Source organism: Nonomuraea sp. NPDC059023, from assembly GCF_042740095.1.
GTDB lineage: Bacteria > Actinomycetota > Actinomycetes > Streptosporangiales > Streptosporangiaceae > Nonomuraea.
Window position 1 is genome coordinate 200,039 of sequence record NZ_JBHYIO010000001.1, and the last position, 18,599, is coordinate 218,637.

The window sequence follows — 18,599 nt, forward strand, 5'->3', positions numbered from 1 at the left end:
CCGGGGTGACCCTCTAGGATCGGGGCCCGTGAATCAGATCGCCGCGTTCGGAACCCAGCTCATCGAGGTCCACGACTGGCTGAGAGGGGAACTCGTACGGTTGCGTGAGGACCTCGCCTCCGGCGGACGCCCGGCCGACCTGCGCGCCCACTGCCTGGCATTCTGTACGGCGGTCACCCGGCACCACACCGGCGAGGACGGCGTGGCCTTCCCCGCACTCGCCGAACGCCACCCCGAGCTGCGGCCCGTCATCGCACAACTGGAGGAGGACCACCAGCTGGTGGCACACCTCCTCGAACGCATCGAATCCCTGGACGGCAGCGACCCCGAGGCCGCCCTGTCCGAGCTCGACGGCCTGACCGCCATCCTGGAATCGCACTTCACCTTCGAGGAACGCAAGATCGTGGCCGCGCTCGATGCCCTAGACCTGCCTGAATGGCGGGACCATCGGCCTGACTACCTGGTGCGGGACGACTCGTGAGCACCGAGATCGAGGAGCTGGCCGCCCGGTTCCGCGCGTTCGTGGAGGCCCGGGACTGGGAGCAGTTCCACACCCCGAAGAACCTGGTGATGGCGCTGGCCGGTGAAGTGGGGGAGTTGGTCGCCGAGTTCCAGTGGCTGGCGCCCGGCGAGCCGTTGGATGAGGCTGCCATGAGGCGGGTGCGGGCTGAGCTTGGGGATGTGACCGGGTATTTGGTGCGGTTGGCGGATGTGCTCGGGGTGGACCTGATCGCTGACGCCCACGCCAAACTGGACCAGAGCGAAAAGCGATACGACCCCGACACCTACCGAGGCTCAGCCCGCAAAGCCCCACCCCTACCCCCCTGACCTCCGGCCATCTGCCCCTGGCCCCCGCGAGCTCCTGCCCTGGGGCCTCCAGCCTTCCGACCTCCGGGTTGCCCGTACGCCTAGGTCCTCGCCCCTTGGTCTTCCGCCCTGCGGTTACCGGCTCCTCGGCCCGCGGCCCCGGCCCACGGCCCAAAGGGAGCACCGATCCGATCAGGGAACCGACTACCCAGCCAAGGCCGCACAACAAGCCACTGGCGACCGTCCAGGACTCACCCGGCGCGCTGCCCGACCCGGAGGACGCTCAGATAACGGCGAGATACTCGGTCGCCCATCCGCGTGCGGATGCGCTCGGCGATGGCGTCGAGCAGGGGCTCACGGACGTCGCGGTCGAGCTTGCGGTACAACGACGTCGAGCGAAGGAGATCGGCAAAGCCGTCCCCGTCGAACCACTGAACGGTCGGATACCACCGCACGATGTCCGGGCCGAACAAGCCGCCGGGATCGTCGACCAGACCCCAGCTCTCGTCGGTGGCGCATACATCGTCCTCCAGCGGAGGATGACCCCAGGCAGGGTTCCCGGGGCAGAAACGCTCATGGAGGTCGGCGGTCCCGGCATACCCCCGGCCGAGGTCACGTCGTGCCGGGCGCGCCTTCGGATCATCAGCCATGAGCGCACAGGCTATGAGACTCATCCACAGGGGGCCAGGGGATGACGGCAGCCCTGCGAACTCGGTGGTTCGGCCTTTGAGGAGCGTGGCACTGGGTGGGTCGGAGCGGTGACGTGCGGCGTGTTCCTCCACCGCCGTCACCGGTGTGGATGACGGGCTTGGGTTGCGGCTCGGCGTCATCGCTTCGATGAGGTACGGCAGCGCGGCCGGTCTCGGCTCCCCGCTCCCGAACGTGTCCTCAGCCCCAAAGTGTGTGCCAGAGTCCGTCAGTTGATCCGGTCGGGATCGGGAAGGGTCCTGGCCGGTTCCCGAGCGTGCTCGGCGCGATGGGCCAGGCCATCGAGGATGAGGGCCAGTCCGGCCTCGAAAGCCGCTTGGTGGTCGATCGTCGGGACGTTGGCCGCGCGGGCCGTACTGGGGTCGGTGTCGGCTTGTTCTTCCAGGACACTGCCGACGGTGAAGCGGCTGGCGGCCATCATGGCCATCTGGGCGTCCTTCTCGGGCAGGCCGGAGGCGGTCAGGAAGGCCATCTTGTGGGCGATCCGGTCGAGGTCGGCCGGACCGGGGCTGGATCCGGAGTGCAGGCGTGCGCCGTCACGGCGCATCAGCAGGGTGCGCCGGAAGCTGCGCGTGTTGTCCAGGAACCATTCCCGCCAGTCCTGGCCGGGGGCCGGTAGCGGTGCTGTGGCGTGCGGTGCCATGGCGGTCTCGGCCATGGCGCTGAGGAGTTCCTTCTTGTTCCTGAAGTGCCAGTAGAGCGACGGCTGCTCCACGCCCAGGCGTCTGGCCAGCTGCCTGGTGCTGATGGCGTCCAGGCCGACCTCGTCGAGGAGGTCCAGCGCCTGGGCGATGACGGTCTCACGATTCACTTTCACCACCTTTGACAAACTATCACCGATAGAGTTCCCTGATGGATGAACCTATCAGTGATAGATAAGAAGGTCGATGACATGGCTCTCGCATCAGGAACCCGCACCTTGAAGATCCTCATCTGCGGCGGCGGGATCGCCGGGCAGGCGCTGGCCTACTGGCTTGCCCACGGCGGTCACCGGGTGAAGGTCATCGAGCGCTTCCCGGCGCTGCGGGCCACGGGCGCCCAGGTCGACCTGCGCGGCCAGGGAATCGAGGCGATCGAGCGCATGGGGCTCATGGGCGCCGTCCGGAACAAGCTCGTGGACGAGGCGGGCGTCGCGTTCGTGAACGCCCGCGGCAAGGCCAGGGCGACGATCAGGGCCAACACCTCCGGGCGGGGCCGCCAGACCCTGACGTCGGAGTACGAGATCATGCGCGGCGACCTGGTGCGCATTCTCAACGACGCGACGAAGGACAATGTGGAATACGTCTTCGGCAAGAGCGTGGACGGCTTCGATCAGGATGAACACCAGGTCGTCGCGCACCTTTCCGACGGATCATCGGAGGAGTTCGATCTCCTGGTCGGCGCGGACGGGCAGGGATCGCGACTGCGGCGGGCGATCCTTCCTGAGGGATTCGACCCGTATTGGCGGGTCGGCATCCACATGGCCTACTGGTTCGTCCCGCGCGTCGCTTCCGACAGCAACATCCGCGACACCTACATGGTCCCGGGCGGGCGCCAGATCATGCGCCGCAGCCACAACCCGACCGAGACGCAGGTCTACTTCGTGATGAGGGAAGACTCCGAGGAGGCTTCGGCGATTCACCGCGAGCCCATCGAGCGCCAGCAGGAGTTCTGGGCCGGCAGGTTCGCCGGCGCCGGATGGCAGACCGAGCGCTTCATCGACGGTATGAAGACCAGCCCGTTCTTCTACTCCCAGGAGATCGTCCAGGTCCGCATCGACACCTGGTCCAAGGACCGCGTGGTCCTGGTCGGTGACGCCGCCCACTGCGCCTCCCCCTACAGCGGCATGGGCGTCTCCGGCGGCCTGGTGGGCGCCTACGTCCTGGCCGGAGAGATCAACCAGCACCCCGACGACCTGCCGGCGGCGCTGGCGAACTATGACACGATGCTGCGACCCTTCGCCGAGGAGATCCAAGGCCACGTCAACCCGCGCCTCCTACGGTTGGGCATGCCCATGACCCAGCGCGCGATCGACGCCTTCCTCACCGTCACCGGGCTGGCCACCGCGCTACACCTCCCCGACCTTGTGGCACGTTTCTCCAAGGAGGACCGCGGTGGAGACTGGCGACTCCCGGACTACCCACAACTCCAGGCCGCCTAGCCGCCCGCGAGGCGTCGGGATGAGAAGGTTAGGAGACCGTGGCCCTAACTGCGCTGCTGGACCGGGTGTGTCTCGCGTTCGGCAATGCCGCAGGTCGGGGGTACGGCGGGGGCGCCGCCCGCCTGCCGTCTGGAGGACGATCTCTGGCAGGCCGGTGGTCTGGGTTCCGGATGGCTGGAGCAACGCGGGCGACTGTTTCGGTGGGGAACCGCCCGGCTGTACGCGCGAGCCGCGCCGGAGGCGCACGATTGAGGGCGTCCGAGCGGAGCGAGGTCCATTGACCAGGGCGGGATCCAACTGCCTAACCACTTGGCTGGGCAACGGGTGGGACCCCAAAAGAGCATCCGACCGATGGGAGGCCCTTTTCCCCAGGAAACGCGCGGAGCGAAGCGGAGCACCATGCTGTTCAGAGGCCCGCAGCCTCCAGCCGGGCTGTCAGGGTGGTGTTGCGGCGGTGGCCCAGGCGGTGGACGGCGAGGTCGAGGGCGTTGCGCTGGCCCACCAGGACCACCCAGGAACGTGCCCGCGTCACCAGCGTGTACAGCAGCCGCCGCCGCAGCATGATGCCGCCCGACTCGGCCACCATCGGGGCGACCACGAACGGGTACTCGCTGCCCTGTGCCCGGTGCACGCTGATCGCGTAGGCGTGGGTGAGGTCGTCGAGTTCGTCGAAGGTGTAGGTGACGAGGTCGCCGTCGTCGATCTGGACGTCGGCCTGGCGTTCCTCCGGGACCAGGCGAGTCAAGGTGCCCGTCTCGCCGTTGAAGACGCCTTTGTCGTAGTTGTTGCGGATGGGCATGACCCGGTCGCCCACGCGGAAGAGGGTGGCGCCGGACCAGTGTTCCGGCTTGTCGTCGGCGGCGGGGTTGCGGACTTCCTGGAGGCGGCGGCCCAGTTCGGCGGTGCCGGTCGTGCCTTTGCGCATGGGGGAGAGCACCTGCACCTGGGCCGGGGTGATCTGCTGTTTGCGGGGGATCGCCACCGTGGCCAGGTGGACCACCCGGTCGGCGATCGCCTCCGGGTCGTCGAGTTCCTCGAACCAGAAGCCGCCGCCACCCGGCAGCGCGGGCAGGTCTCCGGCCCGGATGCGGTGGGCGGCCTTGATGATGGCGCTGCCCTCGGCCTGGCGGAAGACGCGGGTCAGGCGTACCCGGGGAATGCCTTCCACGGCGAGCAGGTCGGCGAGTACGCTGCCGGGACCCACGCTGGGCAACTGGTCGCTGTCACCCACGAGCAGCAGGTGCGTGCCGGACGGCAGCGCGGCGGCGAGTCTGGTGGCCAGGCCCAGGTCGAGCATGGAGACCTCGTCGACCACGACGAGGTCGGCCCGCACGGGCGTCTCGTCGAACAGCGCGTCGGGGTCGGGTTCGTGGGCGAGCACGCGGTGGATGGTCATCGCGGGCAGCCCGGCCAGCTCCGACAGGCGTTTGGCCGCCTTTCCGGTGGGGGCGCAGAGCGTGACGGCGCCGCCCATCGCGCGTACGGTCGCCGCCAGGGCCTTGATCGTGTGGCTCTTTCCGCAGCCCGGCCCGCCGGTGAGGATCGAGAGGGTGCTGGTCAGGGCCATGGTGACGGCGGCGCGCTGGTCGTCGTCGAGGCTTTCGTCCTCCTGGTAGGAGCGCAGGGTCAGCGTGGAGCGGGCGCGGGCCAGCCGGGCGAGTTCGGTGGTGAGCCTGAGTTCGCGGCTGTGGAGCTCCTTGGGGTAGACGGCGTCGGCCTCGCGCACGACGCGGCGCTCGGCGGTCAGCGCGTCGAGGCCCTGCCGGATGAGGTCCTCGTCCTGCTCGATGAGGTCGATGGTCTGGGTGACGAGCGCGGTGGGGGACAGGAAGCAGTGGCCGCCGCCGCTGGCGGCGGCGTCGAGCCGGTCGAGCAGCGCCGCCTGGATCCGCTGGGGACTGCTCTCGGGTACGCCGGACCGCAACGCGATCCGGTCGGCGGTGGCGAACGCGATGCCCCTGACCCGGTCGATCAACTGGTAGGGATCCTTGGCCAGCACCTCGCCTGACTCGGCGCCGAACACCTGGTAGATCTTGGCCGCGAGCAGCGGGCTGACCCCGAAGCCCTGGAGAACGACCATCAGCTCGGCGACCGCCTTCTGCTCCCGCCAGGCCTCGACGATCTGGGCCTGGCGGACGGGGCCGATGTTGATGACCTCGCGCAGGCGGCCGGGCTCGGCGTCGATGACGGTGAGGCTCCGCTCGCCGAAGTGCCCGACGATGGCCTGCGCCAGCCTCGGCCCGATGCCTCTGATCAGGCCGGATCCGAGGTAGAGCTGGATCGCGCGGATCGTCGACGGGGTGATCCGCTCGCAGCCGGTGACCGCGAAGCGCCGGCCGTGGCGCGGATGGTCCTCCCAGGCGCCCAGAAGCCTGACCGTTTCGCCGGGCTGCACCCCGCCCAGCGCCCGCCCGGCCGCCACGAACCCGGACCGGCCGTCGTTGCTCATGCGGGCGACGGTGTAGGCGTCGTCACGCACGAACACGAGCTGCTCGACGGACGCTTCCACCTCTCGAACATTAGGCCATGGCACCGACAGAGAAACGCACGCCTACCATGATGCGGTGGAGACGCTGGAGGAGCGGGAGTGGCGGCGGCGGGCCGAGGCGCACGAGCGCCGGGTCGACGCCTGGGTCGGGCCGCATCTGCGCAGGCGGCAGGAGCGCGAGACGCATCCGGTCGAGGACTTCCTGTTCAGCTACTACAGTTTCCGTCCGGCGAGGCTGCGCCGCTGGCATCCGGGCGCCGGGGTCGTGCTGCTGGGGGCCGAGGGGCTCGGGGCCGAGTACGTGGACGTCGAGGGCGGGCAGCGACTGGACACGAGGAGCCTGCTGGACAAGCGGCTGGCCATGGTCGAGTGGACGGCGCGGCTGCTGGGTGCGACGGCCGGCCGTACCGGACAGTTCGGGTGTTTCGGGATGCACGAGTGGGCGATGGTCTATCGCACCGATGCGGTACGGCACGCGAAACAGCCCCTCAGGATGGCGCCCAAGGAGATCGCGGCGGTGGTGGAGGCGCGCGGGGTGCGCTGCAGCCACTTCGACGCGTTCCGGTTCTTCACCGAGGCGGCCCGGCCGCTCAACGTGCTGGAACCCACCCGCGAACGGCAGGCCGAGATGGAACAACCCGGCTGCCTGCACGCGAACATGGACCTCTACAAGTGGGCCTACAAGCTGTCGCCGCTGGTGCCGAGCGAGCTGATCGCCGACTGCTTCGCGCTGGCGCGGGAGATCCGCGAGGTGGACATGCGCGCCAGCCCGTACGACCTGGGCGCGCTGGGCTACCGGCCGATCCCGATCGAGACGGTGGCGGGGCGGACCGAGTACGCCGCGCTGCAGCGGGGGTTCGCGGAGCGGGCGGCGCCGCTGCGCGGCCGGCTGCTGCGGGTGTGCGAGGAGCTGATGGCGATTGACGCCCCGGCGTGAGGAGAACTAGGTTCTGGATACCGGCTGGTCGGTACAGGAGCGTGGTGTATGCACATCAGGGGCAAGGTCGCCGTGGTCACCGGGGCGGCGGGCGGGATCGGGCGGGCGATGGCATTGCGCTTCGCCGCCGAGGGCGCCGCCGGGGTCGTCGTCGCCGACCTGGACGGTGACGGCGCCGCCGCCGTGGCCAAGGAGATCGGCGAGCGGGCGGCGGCCGTACAGGCGGATGTGTCCGTCGAGAGCGAGGTGGCGGCGCTGGCGAGCACGCCCTTCGGACCCGTCGACCTCTTCTGCTCCAATGCCGGCGTCATCGCCGGTCACGGCCTGGACGCGAGCGACGCGGAGTGGGGCACGTTGTTCGGGGTCAACGTCATGGCGCACGTGTACGCCGCTCGCGCCGTGGTGCCCGGCATGGTCGAGCGGGGCGGCGGCTACCTGGTCAACACCTGCTCGGCGGCCGGGCTGATCAGCTGCCCGGGCGACGCCCCCTACGCGGTCACCAAGGCGGCGGCGATCTCCTTCGCCGAGTGGGTCTCCATCCACTACGCCGGCAAGGGCGTCAAGGTCAGCGTCCTGTGCCCGCAGGGCGTGCGGACCGGGATGCTCAGGCGCGGCGTCGAGGAGGACCACCTCACCGCGCGGGCGGTCGGCGCCTCCGGCCCGATCCTGGAGCCGGAGGAGGTCGCGGCCGCCGTCGTCGCGGGCGTCGAGGCCGAGCGGTTCTTCATCTTCCCGCACCCCGAAGTACCCGAGTACGTGCGGCGCAAGGCCGACGACCCCGACCGGTGGCTGGCCGGGATGTCGCGGTTCGTGGAGTCGTTGTAGCGGATATGGTGCGCGGGTGGAGGAACTGAGCCGTCTGTTCCGCCTGGCTGCCGAGCATGGGGCCGGCTACCGCCGTTCACTGCCCGACCGGCCCGTCGGCGTGCCCGTCGACCAGGACGCGCTGGTCGAGGCGTTCTCCGGGGCGTTGCCCGACGGACCCACGCCGCCGGAGCAGGTGCTGGCCGAGTTGCTCGCCGCCGCCGCGCCCGGCCTGGTCGTGAGCGCGGGGCCGCAGTACTTCGGGTTCGTGGTCGGCGGCGCCCTGCCGGCGGCGAGCGCGGCCGACATCCTCGCCACCGGCTGGGACCAGATGGCGACCAACGCCGTCTCCTCGCCCGCGGCGCTCGCGGCCGAGGCCGTCGCCGGGGGCTGGCTGAAGGAACTGCTGGGGATTCCGGCGTCGGCCTCGGTGGGGTTCGTCACGGGATGTCAGGCGGCCAACACCGTCGGCCTGGCCGCCGCGCGGCACCAGGTGCTCGCGGAGGCGGGCTGGGACGTGGAACGGCGCGGCCTGCCCGGCGCGCCGCCGGTCCGGGTGCTCGCCGGAGCGGAGCGGCACGGGACGATCGACCGGTCGCTGCGGCTGCTCGGCCTCGGGACCGACGTGCTGGAACCGGTGCCGGCCGACCACAACGGCGCCATAGACCTCGGGTCACTGCGGGAAAAGTTGCGCGCGGGGCCCCTCATCGTCTGTCTTCAGGCGGGCAACGTGAACACCGGCGCCTGCGACCGGCTCGGGGAGGCGTGCGAGCTGGTCCACCGGTACGGCGGGTGGGCGCACGTGGACGGGGCCTTCGGGTTGTGGGCGGCGGCCGCCCCCGCCACCCGGCACCTGGTGGACGGCATGGAGCTGGCCGATTCCTGGTCCTGCGACGGGCACAAGTGGCTGAACCTTCCCTATGACTCGGGGTTCGCGTTCTGCGCGCGGCCCGAGGTACACGGGGCGGCGATGTCCTACGCGGCCGCGTACCTGGTCGGGTCGGGGGGTGTGCCGGAGGGCGCGGACCTCACCGCGGAGTCCTCGCGGCGGGCCCGCGGGTTCGCGGTGTGGGCCGGGCTGCGGGAGCTGGGGCGCGACGGGGTCGCGGCGCTGGTCGAGCGCTGCTGCGCGCTGGCCCGCAGGTTCGCCGACGGGCTGGGGGCGGCCGGGTTCGAGGTGGTCAACGACGTGGTGCTCAACCAGGTCCTGGTCGGGTTCGGCGACGACGCGCGTACGGACCGGGTGGTGGCGGCGGTCCAGGCGGACGGCACCTGCTGGGTGGGCGGCACGACCTGGCGGGGACGGCGGTTGATGCGGATCTCGGTGGCGAACGCGACCACCACCGAGGCCGACGTGGACCGCTCGATCGCCGCGATCATCCGCGCCTCGGTGTAACGCTTGACCGCGTTGCAACCGCTTGTAATCATCGGATGTCTGGAGGTGCCATGCGATCTCGCGCGCTCGCCGTCATCCTGGTCCTGTTATCCGGCCTGCTCTGGGCCCCACCTGCCCGTGCGGAGGTCGAGCATCCACGTCAGAAGTGGATGCGCGACTCCACCGCCGGGCTCTTCCTGCACTGGGGCATGTTCACCGCCCCCCGTCACCTCGACTGCGCGGCCTGGGAGCGCGACGTCACCGAAGGCGGCTGGACCGCCGGCTACTGGGTGGACGAGGCGCGCAAGCTCGGCGCCTCGTACATCGTGCTCGCGACCTTTCACAGCAGGCTCGGGTACGCCCGCCCGTGGCCGTCCAAGATCCCCGGAAGCTGCGCCACGGAGCGCGACCTGCTCGGCGAGCTGGTGGCGGCCGGCAAGGCCAAGGACGTGCGGATCATCCTCTACATGACCGACGACCCGCAGTGGCACAGCGAGCAGGGAGTACAGACCCTCGACTCGGCCGCCTACTCCGCCTACAAGGGCCGGCAGGTGGACCTGACCACGCGCGACGGCTTCGGCATGTACTCCTACGACCTGTTCTTCGAGGTCATGGAGAACTACGCGGACCTGGCCGGCTTCTGGATCGACAACGACAACGCCTACTGGGAGCGCAACCGCCTCTACGAGCAGATCAGGGAACGGCGCCCGTCCTGGTTGCTGAGCAACAACAACGAGGACACGCCGATCATGGACACGGTCAGCAACGAGCAGAAGACCGGCATGACCCCGTCCTACGACTACCCGCAGGCCGCGTGGACGCCGATGCCGCGCCTGGTCGAGGCCGACTACAAGCTGCCGACCACCGGCCAGTGGTGGTACGACGGCGGCAACCACCCCGTCGACACCCGGCTCAGCACCGGCCGGTACATCACCAACGCGGGCTCGTCCATGAAGTCGCTCATGGCCGAGACCCCCATGGTCAACGGGAGGTTCCCGCCGCAGCAGGAGGCGTTCAACAACTTCATGGCCGGTTGGGTCCCGCCCATCCGCGCCGCCCTCTACGGCACCGAGGGCGGCGGCTACATGTACGGCGGAATGCAGCCCGGCTTCTGGAACGACGGCGCCCACGGGGTGATCACGGTGGAGCCGGGCGCGCGCACCCAGTATGTCCACGTGGTGACCCGCCCCCGCACCGGCCACGTACGGCTGCGCGACAACGGCTACTGGGTCACCCGCGTCAGCGACCTGCGCACCGGCAAGAGCCTGCGCTTCCACCAGTCGGCCGGACACCTGACGATCCTGGGCATCACGGACTGGGACCCGTACGACACCGTCTTCAAGGTCGAGACGGCGGGCCAGCGCTTCTACCACGACAAGATCCGCGCCACCGCCCCAGAACTCGTAGACGGAAATTTCTCGACTTACTGGGATAACAAGGGCCAGCTCCCCATCTCCACCACCCTCGACCTGGGCCGCCGCCGCGTCCTCACCTCGCTGGCGGTCAACCAGCGCGAATGGTCGCCCACCTACGCCCGCGAGAGCTTCGGCCGCCCCGAGGACTCCGCCCGCGTCAAGGACTACCGCGTCTTCCTGAGCTCCGACGGCAAGGACTGGGGCAGGCCGGTACGCACCGGCGCCCTGCCCAGCGCCCGCGGGGTGCGGTTCATCGACCTCGGCGAGCAGAGCGCCCGCTACGTCAAGCTGGAGGTGCTCAACACCTGGGGCGGCCCGCAGGCCCCGCGCTACCACCGCCAGCTCCAGATCGACGAGATCAAGGTCGCCTACGCGCACCCGTTCTCCGCCGGCCCAGCCGCGCCGCTGGAGGCCGAGCACGCCGACCGCGCTCGCGGCGCCCGGCCCGACCTGTGCCGCACCTGCTCCGGCCATCTCCGGGTCACCGGCCTGCGACACGGCACGCTGACCTTCGACGACGTGCCGGCGCCCGAGGACGGGACCTACCGGCTGCAGCTCGACCACACCTCCGGCACGGACACCTCGGTGAAGGTCGCGGTGAACGGCGCCACGCCCGTCGAGGTCCCGGTCAAGGCCGACGCCAAGGACGTGCCGGTCTCCACGGCGCTGGCCGTACCGCTCAAGAAGGGCGCGAACACGATCGTGCTGTCGGCGAGCGCGGCCGGGATCGACCGGATCGCGGTCGCGCCCCTGCCGCCCGCCTCCCAGGTCCCGACCACGACGCTGACCGTCGAGCCGGGCGGGCTGCAGTGGGCGGGCCCGGGTCAGCAGGCGATCAAGGTCTCGGCCACGCTGCGCCTGGACGCCGACGACCAGCTCGACCAGGTCAGGCTGGCGCCGGCGGCCCCGCAGGGCTGGACGGTCCAGGGCGACCCGGCGACCGCGGCCACGCTGCGGCTCGGCCAGACGCTCGCCGCGACCTGGACGCTCACCTCGCCGCCCGGCCAGGACGTCACCCCGGCCGACATCCCGATCACCGCGGCCTTCCAGGTGCTCGGCCGCCCCGCCCAGGCGTCCAAGCAGGTCCGGGTACGGCCCCGCCCCGCCGACCGGGTGTGGATGCGCGAGGCCGAGGACTCGGCCAACCAGCTCGGCAGCGCCGGCATTACCGGCTGCGGCCCGTGTTCCGGTGGGCAGAAGGTGCGCAACCTGGGCGGAGGACCCGACGCGTACGTGCTGTTCGAGAACGTGAGCGTGCCCTCGGCCGGGACCTACACGCTGTTCGCCGACTACACGGTCAACGGCCCCCGGTCGTTCTTCGTCACCGTCAACGGCGGCACGCCGGTCGAGGTCCAGGTGGACGGCGTCGGCAACAACACGCCCTACACCACCCGGGTCCCGGTGACCCTCGGCGCCGGGCAGAACACCATCAAGATCCACAACGACACCGGTTCCGCACCCGACCTGGACCGGCTCTCACTCGGCTGAGGAGCGTCACCATGCACGACACCGTCACCCGCCGCGCCCTGCTGGGCGCGGCGGTGGCCGCCGCGGCGGTCCCCGCGCTCGCCGCCCCGGCCTTATCCGAGAATGACCGAGGGCCCAAGGACGACTCGGCCGCCCTCCTGGAGCAGTGGGCGCTGGCGCCCGGCGCCCACCCGCTCGTCCCCGACGTCTCCCGCGCCGGTTACCGCCTCGGATCCAGGCTGCCCAGACACGGGCGCGTGGTGACGAAGGTGACCGACCACGGCGCCAAGGCCGACGGCGTCACCGACTGCGCCCCGGCCTTCAACGCCGCGCTCAAGGCGGCGGGGGAGCGGGGCGGCGGCGTCGTGCTGGTGCCGCCGGGCACGTACCTGCTGAACTCCCCGGTCTTCGTGCACTGGTCGAACGTGGTCCTGCGCGGCTCGGGCCGGGACCGGACGATCCTGCACTTCGCCAGGAGTCTCGACGACGGCTACCGGCCCGCCCGCCAGTCGAACGGCAACAGCCGCTGGTCGTGGACGGGCGGTCAGGTGTGGTTCATCTCGCCGGAACGCCGGGCGCTGTCGGAGTCGGAGGACTTCGCCGGCACCGAGAACTGGCTGATGGGCGAGACGCTCGCCGAGGTGTCGGCGGCCACCCGCGGCGCGCGCACGCTCATGGTCTCCGGGACCACCAAGCTCCGCGCGGGCGACATGGTGCTGCTGGAGACCGAGAACCGGCCCGACGCGGGACTGCTGAAGCACGTGGCCGGTGACATCCCGGGCACCCGGACCTATGACTGGCCGCGCCGCGCCCCGCAGCTCGTGACCGGATCCGGCGGGCAGTACGTGCAGTATTCGTCCTTCCAGTGGCCGGTCAGGGTGGCGGCCGTCCTGGGCCCGCGCCTGGTCAGGCTGGCCGAGCCGATCCGCTACGACCTGCGCCCGGAATGGCCGGCCCGGCTGCGCGCCCTGGGCCCGACCGTGCACGACAGCGGCGTCGAGCGCCTGACCGTACGCAACGCCGTCGTCCCGATGACCGCCCACAACCGGCACCCCGGCTCCAACGGCGTCTGCTTCCAGGCGGTGCACGACTGCTGGGCCTACGACGTCCGGGTGGAGAACTGCGACCTCGGCTTCGGCTTCACCACGGCCAAGTCGAACACGCTCAGCCGCGTGGCCGTGGGCGGCCGGGCCGCGCACCACAGCTTCGCCTGCCGGATGCAGTCGCACGACAACCTGGTCGAGGACTTCGAGATCGAGGCCTTCACCGTCCCCGTGCCCGCCGGCGCCGTGCACCACGGCCTCAACCTGGAGGGGCTGTCCTCCGGCAACGTCTGGCGGCGCGGCACCATGGCAGAGGGCACCTTCGACACCCACCGCGGCCTGCCGTTCGAGAACGTCAGGACCGACATCACCCTGGTCAACAACGGCCGGGTCGGCGGTTCCGGCGCCTCGGGGCCGTTGTTCGGCGCGCGCATCGCCCACTGGAACGTCCGCATCACCGGCGGCAGCCCGTACGCCCTGACCATCGCCGACGTGGCCCCGCGCAGCGTGTCGATCGGCATCCAGGGCGCGAACGGCGGCAGCGAGCTCACCCCCGACTTCACCGGTGACCTGGAGACCTTCCAGGGCGATCACGGGGTACGGCCACGCGTCCAGGACCTGTACCAGGCGCAGCGGGAGATTATTGACAGGGACTGATAGGGAGAAGAAGCTTTCTTTCGTGACGACAGGTCGTGGTGTCTTAGCCGTCCTAGCCCTCCTTCTCACGTCCCTCCTCAACCCGGCGCCGGCCACAGCGGCGGCAGCCGTGGCCTGCGCCGTGGATCCGGCCACGCCCAAGCGGCAGTTCCGCGCGATGTGGGTGGCCAGCGTCGCCAACATCGACTGGCCCAGCGCCACCGGGCTGAGCGTGGCGGCGCAGCAGGCCGAGTTCCGCTCATGGCTGGACCTGGCGGTGCAGAAGCGGATGAACGCCGTCGTGGTGCAGGTCAGGCCGACGGCCGACGCGTTCTGGCCGTCGCCGTTCGAGCCGTGGTCGAACTGGCTGACCGGGACGCAGGGGGGCAATCCCGGCTACGACCCCATGGCGTTCATGGTGGCCGAGGCGCATGCCAGGAACCTGGAGTTCCACGCCTGGTTCAACCCGTACCGGATCGCCAACCACGCCGACCCGAACCGCCTCATCTCCACCCATCCGGCCAGGAAGAACCCCGGCTGGCGCTTCGCGTACGGCGGCAAGCTCTACTACAACCCCGGCATCCCCGCCGTACGGTCCTTCATCCAGGACGCGATGATGGACGCGGTCACCAAGTACGACGTGGACGGCGTGCACCTGGACGACTACTTCTATCCGTATCCGGTCAGCGGGCAGGCGATCCCGGACTCGGGCACGTTCGCGCAGTACCCCAACGGGTTCACCAACATCAACGACTGGCGGCGCGACAACGTCAACCTGCTGATCAAGGAGTTTGGCCGGCGCATCCACGCGGCCAAGGCGCACGTGCGGTTCGGCGTCAGCCCGTTCGGCATCTGGCGGAACGCGGGGACGGATCCGCTCGGCTCCAACACCTCCGGCCTGCAGTCCTATGACGCGATTTATGCGGACTCGCGGCGGTGGGTGAAGGAAGGCTGGCTCGACTACATCACGCCCCAGCTCTACTGGCACATCGGCTACAACGTCGCCGACTACAAGGTGCTGACCGCCTGGTGGGCCGGCGTCGTCAGGGGCACGGACGTGCAGCTCTACGTGGGCCAGGCCGCCTACCGCGCCGGCGTCGATCCCGCCTGGCAACGCACCGCCGAGCTGTCGGACCACCTCACCTACAACCGCCAGCATCCCGAGGTACGCGGCGACGTCTTCTTCAGCGCCAACGACGTCAAGGCGAACCGGATCAACAGCGTCTCCACGATGACCGCCGCCCACTACACCAAGCCCGCACTTCTGCCCGAGCACGGTTCGGCGGCGGCGCCGGGCGCACCGTCGATCACCTCGGCCACCCGCGGCAGTGGTGGCGTGGCTCTCGCCTGGCAGGGCGGCGGCACCGCCTACGCCGTCTACCGGGTGAACGGCTCGCCCGCCGCCGACCCCTGCTTCTTCGCCGACGCGCGCAACCTGCTGACCACCACCCGCGCCACCACGTTCACCGACCCGACCGCCGCCGCGGGCAGCACGTACACCTATTACGTGAGCGCGCTCAACCGGACCCACCAGGAGAGCGGCCAGAGCGCGGGCCGGGTGGTGACCGGGGGCGACGGCGGCACGTTCAGCGTCATCGTCGACAACGCGGGCGCCGGGTTCACCGCCGGGGCGAACTGGGGCACCTCCACCTTCTCCGCGCAGCGTCACGGGGCCGACTACCGCTACGCCCCGCCGGTGGCGGCCAGCGACCCGGCGTGGTTCAGCGCGGCTATCCCGGCGGCGGGCAGCTACCGGGTCGAGGTCTGGTATCCGGCCGATCCGGGGTACAACAGCGCCACGCCGTACCTTGTGGCGGGGCAGACCATCAGGGTCGACCAGCGGACGGGCGGCGGGACGTGGCGCGGACTCGGCACCTTCACGCTGCCCGCGGGCACCGCGAACGTCGTCGGCGTCAGCAGGTGGACCTCCACCACCGGCTACGTGATCGCGGACGCGGTGCGGATCACCAAGGTCTGACCCCTCAGTAGGCGCGCAGGTGGCCGCACATGCCCAGGCGCGGCTCCGGCACGGCGGCCGACACCCCGGCCGCGGCGAGCAGCGTGCTCTCGCCGCGGGCGAGGTGGTCGAGCCGCACGGCGGTCTGCTCGGTCTGCGCGAGGATGCGCGACTCCCACAGCTCACGCCAGCGCGCCACCTTCGGCGCCACCAGATGTACGGCGAGGGCGTGCAGGCCGGCCAGCGCCCGCGGGCCTTCGGCCAGCACCCGCTCGCGCCAGACCTCGAAGCCCCGGACCGCCAGATCCCGGCGGTCGGGGTCCGGCGGCAGCGCGGCGGCCCGCGCGTAGGCCTCCCGCGAGGCCAGGATCTCCTCGGGGAAGATCATGACGGCGTCACCGGCCTCGGGCAGCCCGGCGTTCTCCATGACGACGAGGATCTCCAGCTCACCGAGCACCCGGTGGACGGTGCCCGGCGTGAACCACACCACCGTGCCCGGCTCCAGTGGGTGCTCGCCGTACCCCTGGCCGCTGAGGGTGGCGAGCGTGCCCTCGCCCTTCAGCACCACGTAGCCCTCGGTGGACGCGGTGTGGAGATGAGGGGAGCCGCCACAGTCGTAAGGGCGCAGGTGGGAAAGGCCGACCGCGCCCGGGAAACCGTTTTCCATGGCGTCCATCCAAGCACGCGAGCCTTGCCGGGCGTGCCGCCGCGGCTTTCAATGATCTCCTAGGCTGATCTAGGAGGAGCCGTGCGTGGCTTACGTGCGTCAGCAAGTGTCCTCGCGTTAACCCTGTTAGCCGTCCTGTCCGTGACCCCTGCCGTGCCCGCCGCCGTGACGGCGGCGCCCCCGGCGGAACCGGAACCCGCCTCCCTCATGACCCTCTCGGTGCCCGACCGCGCGACCCTCGAACGGCTGGTCGCCCAGGGCACCGACCTCACCGAGCGGGTACGCCCGCAAGCGGACGGCAGCATCCAGGTCGACGCCGTCCTCACCCCGAGCCAGCTGGCGGAACTCCGGCCGCTCGGCGTCGCCAAGACCGACCCGGCCGCCCCAGCGCCGGCCCCGCCCCAGGGCAAGGGCGCCGCCGTCGCCGACCAGATCGTGATCGAGCGCGCCGTCCAATGGAAGACGCGCGACGGCTACTTCCTGTCGGTCGAGGCGACCAGCAGCGCGGGCGGGCCCGCCGTGCTGACCGCCGCCTGGCGTGGTTCCAGAGGTAGCGGCGGCCAGGTGCCGATGGTGGCGTACGTGGACGCGGGCGCCTATCTCGGGCACCAGTTCGCGACGCCGTCCCCGGTCGCGAGCCGCCCGCAGTGGGTCACCGTCACCTCCGCCGGTGGCGGCACCGCGCAGGCCCGGGTCAGGGAATGGCCGGACGGCGAGCGGCCCGACCGCAACGTGCCCGGATACCAGAAGGACTTCGTCACCCAGTACATGACGCCCGACCAGCTCAACGAGCGCGTGCGGGCGCTGCACCGGCGTTATCCCCGCCTGACCGACATCATCGCCCTGCCCAACAAGACGAACGGCTACCGCCGCCACGCCCAGGCCCAGTTCGGGACCGTGGTGGTCAGCTCGCTCGCCTACGGCTCCGAGGGCGGCAACGACCTGGCCGTGGAGCTGGTGGACCCGGGCGCGCCCGACCGTCCGCTGCGGGTGACCGTCAACGGCAAGATCATCTCGGTGAGCCTCGCCACCGGGCCCACCGGTGCGCTCACCAGTACCGCGGCCCAGGTCATCGCCGCGATCAACGCGGGCGCCGGGACGCTGGTCAAGGCGGCGCCGTACCGCAACGACCCGGGGACCGGCGTGGTGGCGGCCGCGGCGCTCACCCAGCTGACCGACTTCCTGAAGGCGCCCGCGAGCGTCTCGCGCAAGCCCGCGACGGTGCTGGCGCTGCGCGTCGGCGAGCGGCGGGACGGCTCGCGCACCGGCGTGCTCGCCTACGCCCAGGAACACGCGCGTGAATGGGTGACCCCGCTGGTCACGATCGAGGCGGCCGAGCGGCTGCTGCGCAACTACCATCGCGACCCGGCCACCCGCAGGCTGCTGAACCGCACGGACATCTTCATCGTGCCGACGGTCAACCCGGACGGCGCCAACTACAGCTTCTACGACTTCAACATGCAGCGGAAGAACATGGTCAACCACTGCCCCGCGCAGCAGGCCGACCCGGCCCTGCGCAACACGTGGGGCGTGGACATCAACCGCAACTACGCCACCGGCTCGCTGTTCGACGGCTACTTCGGTGCCTCCACGAACTGCCAGAGCGGCAATTTCGCGGGCCCCGCCGAGCACTCCGAGGCCGAGAGCCGCAACGTGATCTGGCTGGCCAAGACCTTCCGCAACATCAAGTTCGCGCTCAACGTCCACAGCTACGGCGGCTACTTCATGTGGCCGCCCGGTGCCTACAAGCTCGACGGCCGGGTCCCGCTGCCCCGGCCGAGCGCCAGTGAGGAGGCCTACTTCCTCAAGTCGGCGCGGACGATCGAGGAGGCCATCGCCTCCTCGCGCGGCACCGTGACCTGGCCGCAGCAGACGGGTCCGGTCACCGACGTGCTGTACTCGGCGGCGGGCAACTCCGCCGACGAGCTCTGGTACGACTACGGCGTCTACGGCTGGGACTTCGAGGTCGGCAGCGACATCTGGGACCCGGTCACGAAGACGTGGCAGGGAGTCGGCTTCCAGCCGCCCTTCGAGGAGGGGCATCAGGAGGCGCTGGAGTTCGCCACCGGGCTCATCAGCCTGATCGGCGTCGCGGCCGACTACCGGCGCAAGGATTGAGGCACGGGTGCCCGCTCCGTTGAGGGGCGGGCACCGC

14 protein-coding genes are annotated in these 18,599 nt (G+C 70.7%); 10 read left to right on the plus strand and 4 right to left on the minus strand.

Going from position 1 to position 18,599, the window contains the following annotated elements:
* Positions 1-28: 28 nt before the first annotated feature.
* Together ACFWYW_RS00915 and ACFWYW_RS00920 are read left to right on the plus strand one after the other, a co-directional pair.
* Positions 29-481 carry a hemerythrin domain-containing protein gene (locus tag ACFWYW_RS00915; protein WP_379608931.1) on the plus strand — a complete coding sequence of 151 codons (453 nt, stop codon included), beginning with the start codon at positions 29-31 and terminating at the stop codon, positions 479-481.
* Positions 478-828, plus strand: coding sequence for a nucleotide pyrophosphohydrolase (locus tag ACFWYW_RS00920; protein ID WP_379608932.1), 351 nt, complete (start codon positions 478-480; stop codon positions 826-828). Before ACFWYW_RS00915 ends, ACFWYW_RS00920 begins: the two co-directional genes overlap by 4 nt.
* 230 nt (positions 829-1,058) lie before the next feature.
* On the opposite strand, the gene ACFWYW_RS00925 is transcribed toward ACFWYW_RS00920, so the two are convergent.
* Positions 1,059-1,457, minus strand: a complete 399-nt coding sequence (locus tag ACFWYW_RS00925; protein ID WP_379608933.1) for a hypothetical protein — start codon at positions 1,455-1,457, stop codon at positions 1,059-1,061.
* A 266-nt stretch (positions 1,458-1,723) separates the two neighbouring features.
* Positions 1,724-2,326, minus strand: coding sequence for a TetR/AcrR family transcriptional regulator C-terminal domain-containing protein (locus ACFWYW_RS00930; RefSeq protein WP_379608934.1), 603 nt, complete (start codon positions 2,324-2,326; stop codon positions 1,724-1,726).
* Positions 2,327-2,407: 81 nt separating this feature from the next.
* On the opposite strand from ACFWYW_RS00930, the gene ACFWYW_RS00935 reads away from it, so the two are divergent.
* Positions 2,408-3,655, plus strand: coding sequence for an FAD-dependent monooxygenase (locus ACFWYW_RS00935; RefSeq protein WP_379608935.1), 1,248 nt, complete (start codon positions 2,408-2,410; stop codon positions 3,653-3,655).
* Between the two features lie 406 nt (positions 3,656-4,061).
* On the opposite strand, the gene ACFWYW_RS00940 is transcribed toward ACFWYW_RS00935, so the two are convergent.
* Positions 4,062-6,164: an ATP-dependent RecD-like DNA helicase gene (locus ACFWYW_RS00940; RefSeq protein ID WP_379608936.1), complete on the minus strand. Its 2,103-nt coding sequence runs from the start codon at positions 6,162-6,164 to the stop codon at positions 4,062-4,064.
* A gap of 55 nt (positions 6,165-6,219) precedes the next feature.
* On the opposite strand from ACFWYW_RS00940, the gene ACFWYW_RS00945 reads away from it, so the two are divergent.
* Genes ACFWYW_RS00945 through ACFWYW_RS00970 form a run of 6 tightly spaced genes read left to right on the plus strand, consistent with a single transcriptional unit; the run spans position 6,220 to position 15,798 of the window.
* Positions 6,220-7,080 carry a 3-methyladenine DNA glycosylase gene (locus tag ACFWYW_RS00945; protein WP_379608937.1) on the plus strand — a complete coding sequence of 287 codons (861 nt, stop codon included), beginning with the start codon at positions 6,220-6,222 and terminating at the stop codon, positions 7,078-7,080.
* A 48-nt stretch (positions 7,081-7,128) separates the two neighbouring features.
* A complete protein-coding gene (locus tag ACFWYW_RS00950) occupies positions 7,129-7,905 on the plus strand; it encodes an SDR family oxidoreductase (protein ID WP_379608938.1) in 777 nt (258 codons plus the stop codon).
* 16 nt (positions 7,906-7,921) lie between these two features.
* Positions 7,922-9,280: a pyridoxal phosphate-dependent decarboxylase family protein gene (locus tag ACFWYW_RS00955; RefSeq protein ID WP_379608940.1), complete on the plus strand. Its 1,359-nt coding sequence runs from the start codon at positions 7,922-7,924 to the stop codon at positions 9,278-9,280.
* 50 nt (positions 9,281-9,330) lie between these two features.
* Positions 9,331-12,162, plus strand: a complete 2,832-nt coding sequence (locus ACFWYW_RS00960; protein WP_379608941.1) for an alpha-L-fucosidase — start codon at positions 9,331-9,333, stop codon at positions 12,160-12,162.
* Between the two features lie 11 nt (positions 12,163-12,173).
* Positions 12,174-13,841, plus strand: a complete 1,668-nt coding sequence (locus ACFWYW_RS00965) for a glycosyl hydrolase family 28-related protein (RefSeq protein ID WP_379608942.1) — start codon at positions 12,174-12,176, stop codon at positions 13,839-13,841.
* Positions 13,842-13,863: 22 nt separating this feature from the next.
* On the plus strand, positions 13,864-15,798 hold the full coding sequence (locus ACFWYW_RS00970; protein WP_379608944.1) for a family 10 glycosylhydrolase: 1,935 nt from the start codon (positions 13,864-13,866) through the stop codon (positions 15,796-15,798).
* A 4-nt stretch (positions 15,799-15,802) separates the two neighbouring features.
* Here ACFWYW_RS00970 and ACFWYW_RS00975 read toward each other — a convergent pair whose 3' ends face one another.
* Entirely contained in the window at positions 15,803-16,444 is a 642-nt protein-coding gene (locus ACFWYW_RS00975) for a cupin domain-containing protein (RefSeq protein ID WP_379608945.1), read from the minus strand.
* A gap of 141 nt (positions 16,445-16,585) precedes the next feature.
* Here ACFWYW_RS00975 and ACFWYW_RS00980 point away from each other — a divergent pair, with 141 nt between their 5' ends.
* Entirely contained in the window at positions 16,586-18,562 is a 1,977-nt protein-coding gene (locus ACFWYW_RS00980) for a M14 family metallopeptidase (protein WP_379608947.1), read from the plus strand.
* Positions 18,563-18,599: the final 37 nt, after the last annotated feature.